At 48.5% G+C, this 19,564-nt stretch carries 16 protein-coding genes; 6 read left to right on the top strand and 10 right to left on the bottom strand.

What is annotated here, in order from left to right; genetic code table 11:
• Positions 1–19 precede the first annotated feature (19 nt).
• Positions 20–916: a helix-turn-helix domain-containing protein gene (locus ACN0T0_RS09955; RefSeq protein WP_417225608.1), complete on the top strand. Its 897-nt coding sequence runs from the start codon at positions 20–22 to the stop codon at positions 914–916.
• Positions 917–1,121: 205 nt separating this feature from the next.
• Positions 1,122–1,862, top strand: a complete 741-nt coding sequence (locus ACN0T0_RS09950; RefSeq protein ID WP_417225606.1) for a winged helix-turn-helix domain-containing protein — start codon at positions 1,122–1,124, stop codon at positions 1,860–1,862.
• Here ACN0T0_RS09950 and arfB read toward each other — a convergent pair.
• The 3 genes from arfB to ACN0T0_RS09935 form a co-directional block, all read right to left on the bottom strand.
• Complete coding sequence (arfB, locus tag ACN0T0_RS09945) at positions 1,831–2,244, bottom strand: alternative ribosome rescue aminoacyl-tRNA hydrolase ArfB (RefSeq protein ID WP_417225604.1); 414 nt, start codon at positions 2,242–2,244, stop codon at positions 1,831–1,833. The two genes, ACN0T0_RS09950 and arfB, sit on opposite strands and share 32 nt — an antisense overlap.
• Positions 2,245–2,402: 158 nt before the next feature.
• A complete protein-coding gene (locus ACN0T0_RS09940; protein WP_417225602.1) occupies positions 2,403–4,505 on the bottom strand; it encodes a cache domain-containing protein in 2,103 nt (700 codons plus the stop codon).
• Positions 4,506–4,809: 304 nt separating this feature from the next.
• Positions 4,810–6,330, bottom strand: coding sequence for an aldehyde dehydrogenase family protein (locus ACN0T0_RS09935; RefSeq protein ID WP_417225600.1), 1,521 nt, complete (start codon positions 6,328–6,330; stop codon positions 4,810–4,812).
• Between the two features lie 313 nt (positions 6,331–6,643).
• Between ACN0T0_RS09935 and ACN0T0_RS09930 the strand changes: the two genes are divergently transcribed.
• A complete protein-coding gene (locus ACN0T0_RS09930) occupies positions 6,644–8,212 on the top strand; it encodes a methyl-accepting chemotaxis protein (protein ID WP_417225598.1) in 1,569 nt (522 codons plus the stop codon).
• 4 nt (positions 8,213–8,216) lie between these two features.
• Here the strand turns inward: ACN0T0_RS09930 and ACN0T0_RS09925 are convergent, their stop codons facing one another.
• A complete protein-coding gene (locus ACN0T0_RS09925) occupies positions 8,217–8,843 on the bottom strand; it encodes a LysE/ArgO family amino acid transporter (RefSeq protein ID WP_417225596.1) in 627 nt (208 codons plus the stop codon).
• Between the two features lie 152 nt (positions 8,844–8,995).
• Here ACN0T0_RS09925 and ACN0T0_RS09920 point away from each other — a divergent pair, with 152 nt between their 5' ends.
• Complete coding sequence (locus ACN0T0_RS09920) at positions 8,996–9,904, top strand: LysR family transcriptional regulator ArgP (RefSeq protein WP_417225594.1); 909 nt, start codon at positions 8,996–8,998, stop codon at positions 9,902–9,904.
• On the opposite strand, the gene ACN0T0_RS09915 is transcribed toward ACN0T0_RS09920, so the two are convergent.
• Positions 9,885–12,275, bottom strand: coding sequence for a diguanylate cyclase (locus ACN0T0_RS09915; RefSeq protein WP_417225592.1), 2,391 nt, complete (start codon positions 12,273–12,275; stop codon positions 9,885–9,887). The two genes, ACN0T0_RS09920 and ACN0T0_RS09915, sit on opposite strands and share 20 nt — an antisense overlap.
• A 358-nt stretch (positions 12,276–12,633) precedes the next feature.
• Between ACN0T0_RS09915 and ACN0T0_RS09910 the strand changes: the two genes are divergently transcribed.
• Positions 12,634–13,470, top strand: a complete 837-nt coding sequence (locus ACN0T0_RS09910; RefSeq protein WP_417225590.1) for a 23S rRNA (adenine(2030)-N(6))-methyltransferase RlmJ — start codon at positions 12,634–12,636, stop codon at positions 13,468–13,470.
• 131 nt (positions 13,471–13,601) lie between these two features.
• Here the strand turns inward: ACN0T0_RS09910 and ACN0T0_RS09905 are convergent, their stop codons facing one another.
• From ACN0T0_RS09905 to ACN0T0_RS09885, 5 genes are all read right to left on the bottom strand, one after another.
• Positions 13,602–15,365, bottom strand: a complete 1,764-nt coding sequence (locus ACN0T0_RS09905; RefSeq protein ID WP_417225588.1) for a PQQ-dependent methanol/ethanol family dehydrogenase — start codon at positions 15,363–15,365, stop codon at positions 13,602–13,604.
• A gap of 175 nt (positions 15,366–15,540) precedes the next feature.
• The gene (locus ACN0T0_RS09900) at positions 15,541–15,825 is read right to left on the bottom strand and encodes a hypothetical protein (protein WP_417225586.1); all 285 of its coding nucleotides are present in this window, start codon (positions 15,823–15,825) and stop codon (positions 15,541–15,543) included.
• Positions 15,826–15,939: 114 nt separating this feature from the next.
• Positions 15,940–16,848, bottom strand: coding sequence for a substrate-binding periplasmic protein (locus tag ACN0T0_RS09895; protein WP_417225584.1), 909 nt, complete (start codon positions 16,846–16,848; stop codon positions 15,940–15,942).
• 12 nt (positions 16,849–16,860) lie between these two features.
• Positions 16,861–17,304, bottom strand: a complete 444-nt coding sequence (gene pedF, locus ACN0T0_RS09890) for a cytochrome c-550 PedF (RefSeq protein WP_417225582.1) — start codon at positions 17,302–17,304, stop codon at positions 16,861–16,863.
• Between the two features lie 433 nt (positions 17,305–17,737).
• Positions 17,738–18,178, bottom strand: coding sequence for a copper-binding protein (locus tag ACN0T0_RS09885; protein ID WP_417225580.1), 441 nt, complete (start codon positions 18,176–18,178; stop codon positions 17,738–17,740).
• Positions 18,179–18,338: 160 nt separating this feature from the next.
• Between ACN0T0_RS09885 and ACN0T0_RS09880 the strand changes: the two genes are divergently transcribed.
• Positions 18,339–19,541 carry an ABC transporter substrate-binding protein gene (locus tag ACN0T0_RS09880; RefSeq protein ID WP_417225578.1) on the top strand — a complete coding sequence of 401 codons (1,203 nt, stop codon included), beginning with the start codon at positions 18,339–18,341 and terminating at the stop codon, positions 19,539–19,541.
• Positions 19,542–19,564 lie beyond the last annotated feature (23 nt).

Here is a 19,564-nt window from a genome sequence, read left to right as displayed (position 1 = left end):
AAAAGAGAAACTGTTTTCTATGCCTGATACAAAATCGCGTCTGATCACCCCTGAGCAGCGACTCAGCACCATCCCATTTGAAGCCAGTGAAACCAGCGGCGATCACAGCTTCACCAATATCCGGCTGGAAAACTATGCCCGGCTACCCTATGTCGATCTCAATCTTCCCGGCATGGATCACCATGTAATGATCTATAACTACAATCCGCCGAGTGCAGCGGTGCACTATCACTGTGGTGGACAGCACTATAACGGCATCTGGCAGCGCCAAGCGGTGGCTCTCATTCCCGCGTTTCAAGATAACCAGTGGCTTATTCCTGAATCCAATTCGAGCACCTTGCACATACTGTTCCCCTATACTGCGGTTAGTAAAGTGATACAAGAAAGCTTTGACCTCGACCCTGATACACTAGAACTACAATCACTCTTCGATGCCCAAAGCCCTGTCCTCCAGAGCCTTTCAGAACTGATGTTTCGCGAGATGCAGGATCAGTTTAAAAGCGGAAATCTGTATATGGAGAGCCTCGCAAACGCCGCTATCGTGCACCTTTTGCATAGTTATTCCAATAAAACCATTCAACGTCATGCACACAGCGGAAAGATTAGTCCTCAGGGGTTACAGCTACTGATTCGCTTTATTGACGAGCATCTAAGCCAAAAAATCACCCTCGACCAGATGGCTAGTCAACTGCATATGAGCAGCTACCATTTCTGTCGAGCGTTTAAACTCAGCAGTGGCTATACACCGCATCAGTTTGTCATACTGCGGCGCACCTATGCCGCCCGACAACTACTTATCAGCAGTCAGCAAACGCCGGCACAAATCGCCCAACAGACAGGCTTTAGTGATCAAAGCCATATGAATAAGCAGTTACGGCGGGAGTTCAACATGACCGCGACACAGATCCGCGCTTAAACCCGCCCATATCGCTACTTCTGATGATGTTATACCAAGTATCACTAATGCCATAATGCTAGGGTTTTTATTACCACGCACTGCTTCTTTTTTTACTAAGATTGCGCAATTTTTTACCAGACTCCGTTGTCTCTCAAACACTATTATTGAATCGATATAAATAGTCCATCACTCTATTTAATAATAAAAGAATAATAATATGTGCATGAATATTACTGTTATCGATAAAAATTCGAGTAATCATCTATCTAATTTCCATAAAGAGAATGGCTTCGGCTTTCATATTAATACCTTATTCGATCTACCCTCGCCGGATAATACCGAACAAACCGATGTATTTATTATCGACTGCTCCACTGCACGACATCCAGACTTCTCTCTGACCCGGAAACTGCGTAGTCATAGTCGCAGCGGTATTATCCTCATCGGCAAAAAAAATAACCCTGATGATCTGATTGTGGCATTGGAGATGGGGGCCGATGAATACCTTGCGCAACCGGTCAATTACCGCGAGCTTTCCGCGAGAATTCGCAATCTCGGCCGCTGGTCAAGAATGAGCCTCGAAGGTCCAGACAACACAAACGCTCAAACAGACTCGCAAATCAGTCACTTTGGCGGTTGGCAATTGGATCTAGTGCGGCAGGTGCTCAAATCACCCACGGGGCAGCTAACAAAATTGCCCAAAAATGAGTTCACCCTTCTAACGACCTTACTCAATAACCGGAATCAACTGATGACGCGGGAAGCGCTACTCAACGCACTCTATCATCGGGAATGGCACCCTTCGGATCGCACCATCGATATGCTGATCGGTAAATTACGTAAAAAACTCAATGACTATCAGAAAGAAACCGCATTGATTAACACGGTATATGGGGTAGGTTATATTTTTGCGGCTCAAACCGATGTGGCGCCTAATCCGACACCCGTCCCCGTAACGCCTTAACATGACCTCGTTTGGTTTTGCTATCAACCCGTTTACGTTTGGCTGAGCGACTAGGCTTGGTTGCTTGTCGCGCCTTCTGCACCACCGTGACGGTTTTAATTAACGCCTGTAATCGCTGCAGTGCATCTTCTCGGTTTTTTTCCTGAGTGCGGTACTGCTGGGCTTTAATCACCACGACCCCCTCTTTGGTAATGCGAGAGTCCTTCAGTTGCAGCAAACGTTCTTTGTAAAACTCGGGCAGCGATGAGGCAGCAATATCAAACCGCAGATGAATCGCCGATGAGACTTTATTGACATTCTGGCCGCCGCTGCCCTGAGCGCGGATCGCTGTGAGAACAACTTCATCATCGGGGATCGAGACATTATTAGAGATAACCAGCACTATTGAGTCCATATAAAAGGTTACGGCGTATTGTAACAGAGGCCGTCATTATAAATTAGGCTTACCAATGCCAAGGGTGGCAAAAACACTCGCGTAACCGCGAAGAGAATCAGGCTCCCCATCCACCACTGATCAATCTCTATATCCCCGCAGCCAGCTTAGTCTTTTTCCTCAAGCATGGAAGGTGAAAACAGTTTGTAATTATTGCTGCCCTCCTGTTTTGCTCGATAGAGGGCTAAGTCGGCACACTCCATCAACTGCGCCGCATCGTCAGTATGAGACGGCGCTAACGCGACCCCTAAACTAGTGGTTAGCTGTAATCTTGTGCCGACAATATCCAGCGGTTCAGAGACCGCCTGTATAATCCGCTCGGCCAACTGAATCGCGGTCTGATCCATCTCACCCGACTGATTACCCAGCAGAATAATAAATTCATCGCCCCCTACTCGGCTGACCATATCAACCACCCGCACCGTTTCATTCAAACGGCGGGCAATAGTAATCAACACCTGATCGCCAACCCCGTGACCATAGGTATCATTAATATTTTTGAACAGGTCGAGATCCATAAAGATCAAGCCTAACTGATGGCTCGGGTTGCGCTTGATCACATCGAGTTCATGACGTAAACGCTTGCTCAGCGAGCGGCGATTCGGCAGATCGGTAAGCGAATCGCTCTGTGCCATATGCTCAAGCTGCTCTTCAAACGCCTTACGCTGGCTGATATCAGTGAAGGTGCCGATATAATTTTCGATCTTACCCTCAGCACTACAATAACTGGTGATCGACAACGCCTGCGGATAGAGCGAGCCGTTTTTGCGACGATTCCAAATCTCACCATGCCATTCACCTTCATTATTCAGTGATTCCCACATCGCTTGGTAAAATTCGGGTTCGTGGGTCGAAGAACGAAGAATATTCGGATCGCGCCCCTTCACATCATCGTAAAGATAACCGGTAATCCGGGTAAAAGAGTGATTAACACGAATGATGCGATTATTGGCATCGGTGATCATAATGCCTTCATGGGCCGCATCGACAATGCGTTTACTGATTTCCAAGGCCCGCGCATTTTCACTCAAGGCGATATTCTGCTGGTCTAAATCATGCTGAATATGGCTAAACAACTCGCGGAAACCGCGGGCATAATAGCGCATCATCACGAACGCGATCGCTAATAAAACGGTAATCAACAGCAACAGTGTAATATTACTATCCCGATCGTTAACGCTAATCTGTGCCCGCTGCTCTAATAACAGGTCAAGCGTGGGGTCCGCATACCCCCCGGCTAAAACAATCCAATTCCAGGCGGGAAAAGCACGGGCATAGAGCAGTTGATCGGCATCGGGCTGACCATCACTCTGATACCAGCCACTATGGATAAAGCCATCTTTTTTTACTTTATCAATAAGGTTGGCAATACGGGCACGGTCTGCCGGGTTTTCAAGTTTAGTATAGGGTTGACCCACAAACTGACTCACGCCCTGACCCGCAATCACCTTACCGCTGCGATCAATGACCGTCAGATAACCGTTCTTGCCAAAGCGAATACTCTGCAGATGATCGATCACTTCTTTTTGCAGATCTTGCTGAATCTGCGACACATAATCACCTGCACCGATAAGCCAGTTGTACGGTTCAAAACGTGCAATATAGGCGATCTTATTGTCCATGTGATCCCGTTCACCGGGCGGATACCAACGGTAACGCACAAAGCCTTTTCCGGCGGTAGAACGGCTTACTTGCTTGAAACGTCGGATGAAGTAGACGCCCTGATCATCCTGAAAATCCAACATTGAGGTGCCTTCCAGGTCAGGCTGTTCTGGCACCAGTAACGCACGGCCGGTCTGATCACCAACAAACAGGTAACCACGGCCATTAAAAAAACGCACCCCCCGCAACACTTCAAGCAACTGCTTTTTTAGCGCCACATCGGATAAGCGCCGGCGATTTTGCTGGTAAAAACTATTCATCACCTCCAGCGCCTGTAATACCTCCTTTTGCGATTGCGCCATAATGACTTGTTCTGCACTGTTGTAACGGGCATCGATAAAATGAATGGCGTCATTCACCTCGTATTGAAGGCGACGATTGATATGCTGTTGAATGGAGGCTTGGAGTTTATCGAGGTTAGTATGGTTGTACTGTTGGCTGGCAATAAAAAAATAAGCGAAGAAACCTGCTAGCAGGAATACCAGTAACACTGATACTAGCCAAAATAAGTTAAGGCCTGATCGACCCGATACTCTAGTAAAATCCATTACCACCCCGCCAGCTAATACGACTATGTCCTAACTAATTAGCGTACTTAAGCTTATCAGAGAGAGCCTATGGGAGCGATAAATGGAGTACTCAAGATGACAGAAACGAAAAAAAGGCGGCCGAGGCCGCCAAAAAACACCGACATATCCGATACAGATGCCATACCGGAGCGGAGTGCATCCAGTCGTAGAGAATGACTGGTTGCGGTGCGAATCTCCAAACACGATTGGAGATAGAGAAGCGGGGTGGCGAGCCACCCCGGGGATTACATAAGTTATGTTACGTTTGCTTAGCCTGATCAGATCAGAAGAAGCCCAGTGGGTTGATATCGTAGCTAACCAACAGGTTTTTAGTCTGCTGATAATGATCCAACATCATCTTGTGAGTCTCACGACCTACACCGGATTTCTTGTAACCACCGAACGCAGCATGGGCAGGGTAAAGGTGATAACAGTTAGTCCATACTCGACCAGACTGAATACCACGACCCATACGATAAGACACATTCATGTCGCGGGTCCAAACACCAGCCCCTAAACCGAACTCGGTATCATTGGCAATTTCCAAGGCTTCCGCTTCGTCTTTAAAGGTTGTCACCGCGACCACTGGGCCGAAGATCTCTTCTTGGAAGACGCGCATTTTGTTGTGGCCTTTCATCAGCGTAGGCTGCACATAGAAACCCGAGTTAAACTCATCATCGTGTTCATGAACATCACCACCGATCAGGAACTCAGCGCCCTCTTCTTTACCGATTTCCATGTACGACAGGATTTTCTCAAACTGCTGTTGAGATGCCTGAGCACCCACCATGGTTTCGGTATCCAGTGGGTTGCCCCGCTTGATCTGCTTAGAACGCTCAATGACCTTAGCAATGAAGGCATCATAGATGCTCTCTTGCACCAGCAAACGTGATGGGCAGGTACAAACTTCACCCTGGTTAAAGAAGGCCAACACCGCCCCCTCAACCGCTTTATTTACAAATTCATCTTCCTGATCCATAACGTCAGCGAAGAAGACGTTAGGTGACTTACCACCAAGCTCTACGGTCGATGGGATAATATTTTCAGCGGCACACTTAAGAATGTGAGAACCAACCGGCGTTGAACCGGTGAAAGCGATCTTAGCGATACGCGTGCTAGTGGCTAGCGCTTCGCCTGCTTCTTTACCGTAACCATTGACGATGTTCAGCACACCCGGTGGCAACAGATCACCGATCACTTCCATCAGTTTAAGGATGGAGGCTGGGGTTTGTTCTGCTGGCTTCATAACAACACAGTTGCCCGTCACCAGTGCCGGCGCCAATTTCCACGCCGCCATCAGCAGCGGGAAGTTCCAAGGGATGATCTGACCGACAACACCCAGTGGCTCATGAAATTGATAGGAAACAGTATTCTGATCGATCTCACCGATAGAGCCTTCCTGGGCCCGGATACAACCGGCATAGTAACGGAAGTGGTCAACACACAGCGGCACATCGGCAGCCATGGTTTCACGCACGGCTTTACCGTTATCCCAAGTTTCGGCAACCGCCAGTAATTCTAAATTTTGCTCAATACGGTCAGCAATTCTTAGCAGAATATTAGAGCGTTCAGCGACCGATGTTGTACCCCAAGCATCCTTAGCGGCATGGGCGGCATCAAGCGCAAGATTAATATCATCAGCATCGGAGCGTGGAATCTGACAAAACACCTTACCGTTAACAGGTGAAACATTGTCGAAGTATTGCCCATTAACCGGCGCAACCCACTCACCACCAATATAGTTTTCGTAACGTTCTTTAAAGGAAACAACAGAACCCTCGGTTCCTGGCTGTGCGTAAATCATTGTCCATGCCTCTCTTTTTGTTATACACCGCGCTTTCTTTGCGGGTCGTTTGACTACCCATACATAGTAGCTAAGGGTGCGGTTTTTTACCTATGCCTCCTTGGGACTGATAAATTAGTTATTTAGTACTAGTTTTAAAGCCTCTAGCACAAAGTTTATGGCCGGGTTTATTTACGTGTTTCAGGGTGTATACTTAGCGCCCTGTAAGCAAACCCCACAACTAACATGGATTTTAGGTTCTAACTTAAGTAGCACTGCTATTCGCTGCATGAGGAGGGCTGTAATCATCATTAATGGATTAGAGGTTTTTTGTATGGATGATAGTCACCGCAAAAGGGAGCGGGATGTTCCAGAAGCCTGTCGTTTAATCTCCACCACGTCGCTCTCTGGTAGTATTACCTATGCCAACCAGAACTTTATCGATATCTCGGGTTTTAGTCGCGATGAACTGTTTGGCAAACCCCACAATATTGTCCGCCACCCCGACATGCCCGCCGCTGCGTTTGCCGATCTATGGAATAATCTCAAAACAGATAAGCCCTGGTTAGGCGCGATCAAGAACCGCTGTAAAAATGGTGATTTTTACTGGGTGTTAGCGTATGTCACACCACTGTATGACCAAGACGGTATTAAAATTGGCTATCAATCGGTGCGAACCCGACTGCCGGATGATATTAAACAACACGCACAAAACCTCTATAGTCAGATCCGTGCGAATCCAAAGCGCTTATCCCTCGCGCGCCATAGTCTGCGTCATCGACTGCTGGGTACCGTATTTTCAGGTTTAGCGGCATTATCCTTAGTAAACATTACCCCCCTTAGCATGCTCCAACAGCTACTGGTATCCGGTGCTATCACCGCCGCTATCACCGGCCTGTGCTACTGGCAACTTAAACCACTCCAACAGCTTCTTAAACAGTCCAATGCAATCTATGACAACCCGCTGTCACAACAGGTAATCAGCGGCAGCATGGATGAAATTGGCGCCGCCAATATTGCTATCGATCTGCTGCAAGCAAAATTGTCGACCGTCACCGGTCGTGTCGAAGATGCGATATTCACGCTCAGAGAAGTGATGGATATCACCCATGACAGCTTGAGCCAGACCACCTGCGGTATTGATAAGCAAAACATGGAAAGCGATATGCTGGCCTCTGCCAGTACCCAGATGGCATCTTCATCTCAAAATGTGGCTGAAAACACCTCCCGCACTTCCGAGGTCACCCATCAAGCCGCCCAAGATGCACAAACGGGCAGAACCATCATCAACGATATGCTGCAAACCATTGAAGTTCTCGCTGAAGAGATCAATCAAGCCTCAAACCAATCGGAACAGCTACATGTCCAAACTGAAGAGATTGGCCATATCACCACGCTGATCAACGATATCACCAGCCAAACGAACCTGTTGGCACTCAATGCTGCGATTGAAGCGGCCAGAGCCGGTGATCATGGGCGTGGTTTTGCGGTGGTGGCCAATGAAGTACGAGAATTAGCCATTCGCACACAGAAAGCGACCGAGCAGATAAAACACAGTATCGGAGCGGTGCAAATGCAGGTTCACAGCACCTCAGAAACCATGAGTAAAACCCATAGTCAGGTGAAAGAAAGCATTAACAAAGCTGAAACCGCAGGACAGGCGTTTGATCAACTGACGCAATCACTGGATCAGATCTCAGATCAAAGCCAACAGATTGCACTGGCCGCCGATGAGCAAAAAGATACAGCCGAGAGCCTTAGCCGCAATATTATCTCTATTCGGGATATTTCCGATAATAATAAAGCGTCGATTACCAATACCAATGAGACAATTGATAACCTAGCCCGACTGGTCTCCGACCTGTCACAAATCGTTAACCATAAAATGAATCAGCGGCGTTAATCAATCAGGCGCTGAGATTGCCTGTCAATAATAAGGCTGCCAGCGTCCACATCATAATGCACACCGAGCCATCCAGAATGCGCCAACTGATGGGTTTTCGAAACAGAGGTGCCAGCCAGCGCGCGCCCAAACTGAGGGCAAAAAACCAAATAAAGGAGAACAGCGCTGCGCCGGCGCCAAACCAATACCGTTCCTGTTCAACATAGCGCCCACCGATACTGCCCAGTAATACCACCGTATCTAGATAGACATGAGGGTTCAGCAGGCTCAGCGCCAATGTCGCCAACAATGCCGAACGGAGATTGGCAAACTGATTCACCGACACCTTGAGCGACTCACTGCGCAGTGCAGAGCGTAATGCATTCGCCCCATACCACAACAAAAATGCCCCACCCGCCCAGGTAATGAACTGTAACAACAACGCCGACTGGCTAATCAAGATCCCCATCCCGGAGATCCCGGCCATTATCAATATCGCATCAAGTAAACTACACAGCCCTGCGATCGGCCAATGATATTCCCGCCGCACGCCCTGACTAAGCACAAATGCATTCTGCGCACCAATCGCCATAATTAATCCAGCGCTCGTCGCTAAACCGGTCATAAAGGGGGCAGGAATGGATAACAACATAACAATTTTCAGTCCGAAATAAGTTTACGAAACAATGATCGGCACAGCGTAAGCATTCGACACAGGTAAGTAAAACTAATAATATTTATATTTCATTAGAATTTCTAATGCCGCCATATGGCCCTCATCCTCACCTAATCATGCGAGATGCTATGTTTGATTATCGCCAGCTTCAGGCGCTAGCCACGGTTATTGAAGAGCAAAGCTTTGATCGCGCCGCCAAACGACTGTTTCTCACCCAGTCCGCAATCTCCCAACGCATCAAACAATTGGAAGAGGCCGCCGGATTACTCTTGTTAGTGCGAAGCCAACCATTACGACTCACCGATGCTGGGCAACAGCTACAACGCCATTATCATCAGGTCAGCCTATTGCAGAATGAGTTATTAGCAAACCTACACAATGCCCAGCAAGATGGCTTTACCCGGCTGACCATCGGCCTTAATGCTGATTCTCTTGCAACCTGGTTTATGGATGCCCTGCAACCGGTGATGGAGCAAAGCCCCATCCTGCTGGACTTGCGAGTAGATGATCAGGATCAAACCCATTTACTGCTACGCCAAGGCGATGTGCAAGGCTGTATCAGCGCCAGCAGTAAACCACTGCAAGGCAGTAGCGCGGTGCTACTAGGGGTGAGTCGCTATCTCGCATTGGCCAGCCCTGCTTATATTGAGCGGTACTTTGCAGAGGGTGTCAGCAGCGAAACCTTAGCGAAAGCTCCGGCGGTTGAATACAACGAAAAAGATGCTCTGCAGAATCGTTTTATCAGTCAATATTACCCGGATACCTTGGATTACCAACGTCACCGGGTGCCCTCTTCCGAAGCCTTTAGCGAACTCATCAAGCGGGGTTTTGCTTGGGGTATGGTGCCCGATTTACAGATGCAATCACTGTTAGACGCCGGTGCTGTAACAGAGATTTCCCCAGGTAATGTTCTCGAAGTACCGTTGTACTGGCACAGTTGGAACTTGGCCAGCCAAACCGGCCAGCAACTTACCGAGCAACTGATCAGTTACTGCCAATTACACCTGCAGCAATCGCTTACGTCGCCTCAATGCTAATACGGTTACGGCCATTGGCCTTAGCATGATATAAACGCTGGTCAGCACAGGAGAGCAGTTCGGTCGCCTTATGAAAGTGCTCACTATATTCCGCGACACCGATAGAACAGGTCAGCGTCACCTGTTGACCATCATCGAGGGAGATCGATAACGCCTCAACATGCTGACGTAGCCGTTCAGCAAACACCGCGGCACTGTCGAGCGCGGTATCGGGCAAGAGAATGGTAAACTCTTCGCCACCGATACGCCCACACATATCATTTTCACGCAGTGATAGGCTAATGGCCTGTGCCACCGCTTTAAGCACCTGATCACCGGCATCATGGCCATATTGGTCGTTAATCTTTTTAAAGAAATCGAGATCCAACATGCACAGGCTAAAGGGCCGTCCATAGCGTTTAGCACGCTGAAACTCGGTTTCTAGATCATCAAACAACTTACGACGATTGTTTAAACCGGTGAGCTCATCGGTATTCGCCATTCTTTTGAGAGTCGCTTCCGCCTGAAACTCCTCGACCAAAAGACTGATAAAAGAGGACATGCTTTCCGTCAATTCAAGGTCGGCACGCGATGGTTTAGAAACAAACTGATGATAGATACTAAAGATTCCGATCAGTCGTCTTTTGCGACCAAAAATCGGCTCCGACCAGCAGCTACGAAGATTACACTCCAATGCAACCTGCTTAAAGTCAGCCCAAAATGGGTGTGTTTCAATATCTTCGACCACCACCCGCTCACGCCGGAAGGCCGCCGTACCACAGGAACCCACCCCCTCGCCGATCTGCAGTCCATCAATCATCTTAAAATAACTGTCCGGCAAGGAAGGTGCGGCACCGCGAGATAAGTATTGTCCAGAATCATCCAACAACAATACGGAACAGAGTGCTCCGGGGGTTTGGGTTTCTATACCCTTGACCAACAGATCCAACACATAACTCAGTGACTCACCCTGTAGGGTCGCCTCCATCGCGTGACTACGTAACCTATCGAGTAATTCTGATTGGCGCTGCTCGGTTATATCCACCCCGGCACACAACACCCCGACAACTTGACCAGCCTCATCAAAGCGCAGCCGGTTACGCCACGTGATCAACCGTAACTCGCCATCACGCCCCCGCACTTTACTCTCACTTTTATAGAATCCGGAGATCGGGCACTCGCGATTAAACAATGCCTCAAAACTCTTGCGCTCCTCCTCATAATCAACCAGCATCTGACTAGCGAACCAGTTTTTCCCCAACAAGTTAGCGATATTGATACCCAACACCTCGCTACCTTTACGGTTAATCATCTGGATTTCACCCTGAGGGTTAAGCAGCAGCATAATGGTTTCAACCGTATCGAGATAACTCTGCGCACGGTCCCGCTCAAGTAAAATCTGGCGGTGTGTTTTGGCTAACCAGAACAGAATAAAAACCAGTAACAGGGTTAACAGCAAACCGAAAATTAGCACCCATTGCGCCGCGCTCTGCTTATGCTCCGGTTGCAGCCGGTCATTCCATACTTCCAACAACCAATTACGCCCCATCACGCTGAATTCAGAACGATAGGAAATTGCCGGAGTTTCAACACTCGACGGTGCCGTCGTCGCAACCTCACCGAGCTCGCCGTCGGTGACATCATACAACCGCATCATCGCCTCTGAATCGATCGATGATACGTTCTCTAATAAAACCTGTGGTTGAATCAGCGCGAGGACATAACCTCTCAATCGGCCAGACGCTAAGGGGGCTTCATCGTAAACCGGACGATAATAACTCAGCGATAACACATTAGAGAGATCTGAAAACAGATAAAAAGGGTCTGTCCCTAAGTAGCGCTCATGACTATAGGCCAAGGCATCAATAACCTCTGCGTTAACATCTCGAGAATAGGTGTTAAAACCGATGGTGACGTGGCTTCGTTCTAGCGGCTCGGAATATAAAATAGGGTAATACTCATCCCCTAAGGGGGCCCGATAGACACTATTATCGGCGGCATTCAGCGCAGTGATTCCGTCAGGAAAGCCTTCATAAGCTAAGGTTTGTTCGAATGCGGCCCTATCATTGCCGCGAATATAAGGCACCCAGTGAATAGCCCACAGCTCCGGATGATTGCGAATAATGGGCCGGGTCAATACCGCGAATGACTCACGATTAAGGTTATTCGTTTGGGAAACAAAATTGCCCACAGTGTCAAGTAACTCAACCGTACGACTAATATCGTTTTGTAATTTTAGCCGCTGCTCAACCCCCGCTCTAACCACTTCGGCCTGTAAAACATCACTCTCAATCGACGCACTGTATTGGTAGGTAATGATGCTAAGCAAGGCACAGATAATGCCTGCGACCAGCATCAGTAATTTGCTTCGATTGAGAAAAAACTTCTTCATCCCAGCTAACATAGTTTAAGCCCACATGAGCGACGTCAGACAGCAACTTAACGCCATGTATTTTTGGATTGCGCGACACTCTCCACGCTTAACTTTATCCTGACACTGAGATGCACTTTTAACAAGCAAAAACCATGATGTACGGCATAACCTTGCACATCAAACAGGCAGAGTAAATGCTGAACTTAAAGGCACTATGACAATCTCATCAGCACCGCGTTATCAATCAACTCGGAATGAACAACACAACATGCTCATCATGACCGCCTTGGTTAAATTATTTGCCCTATCCCTTGACCCCACCGCTGAATAAACCGATAGTCTGCACCCATTATTCCCATCTGATCAGGACGCTGTTTTGCTAAGTTATCGACACTCTTTCCATGCAGGCAACTTTGCCGACCTCCTCAAGCACATTGTGCTCACAGAGATACTCGAACACCTGATAAAAAAAGATAAGCCATTTGACTATATCGATACCCATGCAGGGGCGGGATTATATGACCTGCGATCAGAGCATGCTGAAAAGCTGGGCGAGTACAGCAACGGAATTGGCAAACTCACAGCGTCGGATTGGCCTAGCCTTAGCGCTTACTTTGCTGCAATCAACGCCTGTAACCCAAATGGGCCGTTACGTTTTTATCCCGGCTCGCCATTAATCGCAAGCCATTTTATGCGCCCCCAAGACAAAGCGACACTGTACGAGCTACATCCCACCGATTTTAATCTGCTAAGCAAAAATACCCGTGCTAATCGGCGTATCAAGGTGTTAAATCAGGATAGTCTCGCGGGCCTACTCTCCTTGCTTCCGCCTGCATCACGCCGGGCGCTGATACTGATGGATCCCTCTTATGAGATGAAGAGCGATTATGATCAGGTGTTCAAAACCCTGAAACACGCCCACAAGAAATTCGCTACCGGTACTTATGCGCTTTGGTATCCGGTGGTGGAGCGTCACCGCATCCGGAAACTGGAAAAATTGTTTATCAACAGTGGTATTCGCAATATTCAACGCTTTGAGTTAGGGCTAGAGCCAGATTCTCAAGAACATGGCATGACCGCTTCAGGCATGATTGTGATTAATCCGCCTTGGACGCTGTTCACATCCATGAAATCGTTACTGCCAGAACTCGCAGACGCACTCGATGAGGGCAAAGGAGCATTTTCTAGCTGCGATATTCTGGTCCCCGAATAAAGCGCTCGATTGAGCAGCATACGCTCATGGGAAAAATCGTAGCATCGCCAGCAGCGATCCTACGCGATGGCAAGACAAACAAAAAAAGGCCGATGCGCAAGCATCGGCCTTTTTAGTTAAAGCGTTTGCGATTAAGACTTAGGTAGCTTGAAGGTCCACACAGAACCACCTTGGTTTAGATGTTTAACTCGCTTAGCCACTTCACCGCCCCACAGTGGTACTGCACCACCCCAGCCAGAGACAACAGATAGGAACTGTTCGCCATCCTGTTTCCAAGTAATCGGTGAACCGACAATACCGGAACCGGTGTTGAACTGATATTTCAGCTCCCCTGTTTTAGCATCAAAGCCTTTCAGATAGCCTTCTGGCGTACCGATGAAGACCAAGTTACCCGCCGTTGTCAGCACACCACCCCAAAGCGGCGCATAGTTCTGATAGCGCCAAACTTCTTTACCGGTTTTCGGATCCATTGCCCGAAGTACACCGATATGAGACTCTTTCAACGGTTTAATGGTAAAGCCGGCACCTAAGTAGGCCGCGCCTTTCTTATACGCAGTCGGCTCATTCCAGATGTCCATTGCCCATTCGTTAGACGGCACATAGAACAACTCTGTCTGCTGACTATAGGCCATCGGCATCCAGTTCTTACCCCCTAAGAAAGCAGGAACAGCACGGACGACAGAGCCTTTTTTGCCATCTTTATCGGCAGTTGGATTACCCGGACGATAGTTATCGTCATACACTGGACGGCCCTTCTGATCGAGCCCTTTAGCCCAAGTGATCTCGTCAACAAAGGGGAAGCCACGAATAAAGTCACCGTTGGTACGGTTTAAGACATACATAAAGCCATTACGGTCAGCGGTTGCCGCTGCTTTAACGGTTTTACCGCCCTCTTTATAGTCAAACGAAATCAGTTCGTTGACCCCATCGTAATCCCAACCGTCATGAGGTGTGGTCTGGAAATGCCAGACGATTTTGCCGGTATCAGGATCGATCGCCAAACGTGAAGAGGAGAACAGGTTATCACCTGGACGCATATGTGAGTTCCACGGTGCAGGGTTACCCGTTCCGATAAACATCAAGTTGGTTTCAGGATCGTAGGTGCCACCTAGCCATGTCGCTGCGCCACCACTCTTCCAAAGATCGCCAGGCCAAGTTTGACCCGCTTTACCACCGGAAATACCGTTTTCGATTTTCTTACCATCTTTCCAGATGTAGCCCATATGACCTTCAACGGTCGGACGGCTCCAGAGAATCTTACCGGTCTTGGCATCGTACGCTTCCGCTTTACCGACGATACCGAACTCACCACCAGACACACCGGTGATCACTTTGCCATTAACAATCATAGGCGCAGCGGTAATCGAGTAGCCTTCTTTGTAGTCGGCGACGGTTTTTTTCCACTTCACCTTACCGGTCTTAGCGTCTAACGCCACCAGTTTGGCATCCAGTGTTCCAAAGATCACCAGATTTTCATACAGGGCAACACCCCGGTTTATGACGTCACAGCATGGCATGATGCCATCGGGTAGACGGGCATTGTATTCCCACAACTCATCGCCGGTTTTGGTGTCGACGGCAAATACCCGAGAATAAGACGCGGTGACATACATCACACCATCTTTAACCATCGGCTGGGATTCTTGCCCCCGCTGCTTCTCTCCACCAAAAGAGAAAGACCAAACCGGACGCATATCTTTCACAGTATCCGTATTGATCATATCCAACGGACTATAGCGCTGTCCGCGCGGGCCCAAACCGTTGGATACTACATCTTCGACTGTCGTTTGATCTTGCATAATGTCTTTATCGGTGACTGTCGCCTGACTCAGGCCCGATACCGACATTGCTGCTACCAGCGCTGTTACAGCAAAACTGCCGCTGAACTTCTTCATTGCAATGCTCCTTAATTAAGGATGTTCTTATTTTCGACTCTCAACAAGGCTGAGCAATAAGCCCCAGACTTGCTGTCTATTTTGTAAATTTGCACCTTTCCCAACAATTAACCGGGAGAATGAGTTTTATACTTACTTAGTAGTAATACCTGCTTTAACACGATGGTCCAGTCACTCAGCTGTTGATCACCGAGAGAAAACCGCGCCGTTCAAACTCTTCTAATACATCGAGTACATCGAACTCTGAGACATTATTTAAATCGGAAAAACTCGCCAGCGAACGGGCGATCTGAGCGGCACTGCAAATACCATCGCAGGCCTGCAGCGTTATCAATGTCAGCTGGTCGGGAAAAACCAATTGTTGCGGCGCTTTAAGCACCCAGCGATTATGTTGGCCGTCAAAATAGAGCTGACAGTCCGCCTTTAGCACCGGCGTCAGCTCAGGCATTGCAGTAATCATGACAGAGCTCCCTTCTTCTGATGAACCTTTCTGAAACACCTTTAACCTCTGCAATACAGCCCACAGCGGTGGACGTCATCTGAATGTCAGCTACAAGACAGCCGGTTAAACGAGTTACTGGGCAACATCCTGGTATAACCCGGGTAACTCATAACGCAGCTTATAATCGGCATATATTTTTTCAATTTCACCTTGGCGAATCAGCTTTTCCACCACCACATCGACCTCATTACCGAGTTGTCGATAACGTTGTGACACTGCCATACCGATATCCCACTGCTGCTTACCCATAGAGGGGAAACCATTCTCAGCTAGCTGGTAACGGGGATTAGCATGTCGACCGATCTGCCAGTCGACTTCCCCGCGCATACCCATCACGGCATCCACTTTGCCAGCCAACATCGCCGCGAAAGCCTCACTATTATTGAAATAATGGATTGTGTTCTTACGCATCCGACCACCAAAGGCGGAAGTAAGATAAAAATCGGGCAAACTATCAATTTCAACCCCCACCGGGTGATACTGAAATACCGCAACGGTCGCTACCCGTTTGAGCTTTTCACTATCAAAGGCAACCTGCCAACGCTCGCGCTGATAGGGACCAAATAACACCACTTGATCATTAATCAGTAGCCCTTCAGCGTCGCGTTTAAAGGCATACTCCCGATCATAGGGAACGCGCATCATCACATCGGCCAAGTGTTTCATTGCTAAGGGGTTTTCATCATCTTTATCGAGGTAATGCCCTTTCCAGACATTATTGCGCAGGTCATCTTCCAGATTTTCATCCGGGGTAATCCAATGCACCTCCATTTTCAGATCAAAGGCTTTCGCGATGCGCCGACCAATCTCGATATCCACGCCGGCAGGCTCGCCTTGCTCATCGAGAAATGAATACGGCGGAAAATCTTTGTAAGCGCCAATGTAAATAACACCACTGGCGATCACATCATCGAAATACCGCGCCTGAGCCGTACCGGTCCAACTCAGGGCAAATACAGCTAACAGGGCAAGTAAGCGCATCAGCGGCTCCTTTTATTCAGTGGTTGCAACAGTTTCTAACCAAGCACGAATCGCCCACAGCGCTTCCTGATTCAGGTAATCCGCCATCTTCGGCATATAAACCCGACCATCTCGTACAGCACCGTTAATGACGCGATATTTAAACCATTCATCACCTTCAATACCGGGCTCTAAATAACGCAGATCTGGTGCGATACCGCCGGAAATAGCTTCGAGTCCATGACACCGGGCACAGTTTTGAGTGTAAGCTGAAAAGCCAATCTCAACGGCGACCGCATGATTTTCATAATCTTCGCCATAAGGGTTTTCATCCAACCATTCTTCACCTAACGATTTAAGTTCGTGGGTATCGACTGACTGCGGCGTCACATCACCGTGAGCCATCACTTGAACCGATAGCAGCATAGAAAGAGTACCCGCAGCGACAGCGCCCAGAGTTTTAGTTGGCATTTTCATTAACATCACCAGTCTTATTAGAGTTTTTTTAAAATTCTGAATCACCCGGCTTTAGCCTGTTTAATCAGCAGGAAAGAACGGGGATCGCTATGGGTGAAATAATAGAACGGAAAGTAAAGACCAAGAATTCTGCTTTGGTGTCGAAGAACTAGTACCTTGGTACTAAGATGATCAGCACCGATAAGTATGGTGTAGCCGATTAAATTTACTGTAAAAATAATCACTTAGAAAAACTCACTAGATACCAATCAACAGCATATAGGCGACGTTAGGTGATTAATTGAGCGGAATAAAAGGCCCCAGAAGGTCTCGATAAATTTAGTAAAAACGATGTGAGGCCTAAACAGGCCTCAAAGAAAAACCGCAGCGCTTATGTCTGCGCCAGCGGCACTTGCTATTGCTGTTGCTATAGAAGACCCGCTATAGACGGAACTTACTTAACAACAAACACCCCTTCCATCCCTTTCTGTCTGAGCCCTTGGATATAAAACTCAAAGGTGCCCGGCTTAATCGGGACAAAAAAGATTTCCGCAGTCCCCTCGTCTTCAAACTCAAGTTCAATCAGGCTGGTCGCTTTAATCTCCATACCACCGGCTTCAATCTTACGCAGATAAATCGAGGAGAAAAATTCAGGTGCCCGCAAAGCATAGGGTTTCAAACCACTGGCAACGATCTCTAAGCGATAGGCTTTACCGGTTTCCAGCGCATAGGTTTTGTTCGACAGGCTGTAATCGCTCTCTTCACTGCCCATCAATAGCTCCGGCAATTTTTGTGGCTTGCGGGTCAAATCGCCTTGCGCTAACACGTTACCACTCAACGCTAACGATGCGACCACACCCGTCACCGCCATTGCACTCATCATCCTTCGCATCATTGCCCTACTCCTCTGATCGTTACCATTCTTTCTATTCATACTAAGCGGATCCTGTTTTGACAAAATAGTACTTCAGAACTAATTGATCGGTACTTTCTACATATTTAACCCTGATTCACTAGCCCCTATGCTGGATGTATTAGATAAAAGAGTTATTCATATGCGTACACCCAAACGACTTATCGCTTTCATCGCCGCTGTATTATTAGGGCCTATCATCAGCCTTTCGGCATTGGCGGCCACGGATAAAAAAGCCGTACAAGAGATTCGGGTAGGCTTTATCGCCTACCATCCCGACCAAGGCCCGGTTCTATCAAACTTGTTACCCGAGCCTGCCAACCGGGGTTTTGCCGGCGCGGAATTGGGCTTAAAAGATAACAACACCACCGGCCGCTTTCTCAAACAGCACTACACCTTGATATCGAAGCTCGCCGACAGCCCAGAGCAAACCCAACAGATTGTCCAGCAATGGTTTGCAGAGGGGCTTCGCCTACTGATTACCGACCTACCGACATCACAACTGCTCGCCATTAATCAGCTCGCGCTGAAATACCACGCTATCGTCCTCAATGCCGGTAGTTATGATGATCAGCTGCGCACCCAAGCCTGCCTGAAAAACACTCTGCACACCTTACCCAGCCGCGCCATGTTGACGGATGCGCTAGGTCAATGGAGCAACGCCCGACGCTTAAAACGCTGGTTACTGATCAAAGGCTCACAGCCGGAAGACCTCGCCTACACCGAGGCACTTAAACGCAGCGCCAAGCGTTTTGGCCTCACGATTGTCGCCGAAAAAACCTGGGACTTTGATACCGATCTACGCCGCACGGCACAACGGGAACTGCCCCTGTTTACTCAAACAGATGAATATGATCTGGTGGTTGTCGCCGATGAGCGAGGTGATTTTGGTGAATATGTCATGTACAACACCTGGTATCCACGGCCCGTGGCGGGCACTCAAGGACTCACCCCAGTAGCATGGCACCGTGTGGTTGAGCAATGGGGCGCTGCACAACTACAAAGCCGTTTTCAAGCACAGTCGCACCGTTGGATGAACAGTAAAGATTACGCCGCCTGGATGGCTGTCAGAACCCTCGGCGAAGCGGTCACCCAAACGAAATCGAGTGACGCCAAAACACTGTTCGACTTTATCAACTCTGAGCGTTTCCAACTCGCCGCCTTTAAAGGCCGCAAACTGAATTACCGCCAATGGAGTGGCCAATTGCGCCAACCCATTCCTCTGGTGCAACCCCGTTCGCTGGTAGCACAACCACCGCTGGATGGCTTTCTTCACCCGGTGACTGATTTAGATACCCTCGGTTTTGATCAGCCTGAATCAAACTGCAAAGTATCGTTCCTTTAACTATGTTCGCCGCAGAACAAAAA

It is taken from the genome of Amphritea sp., assembly GCF_048266285.1.
In the GTDB taxonomy this organism is placed as follows: domain Bacteria; phylum Pseudomonadota; class Gammaproteobacteria; order Pseudomonadales; family Balneatricaceae; genus Amphritea.
This window is presented reverse-complemented; position numbering and strand designations above follow the sequence as displayed.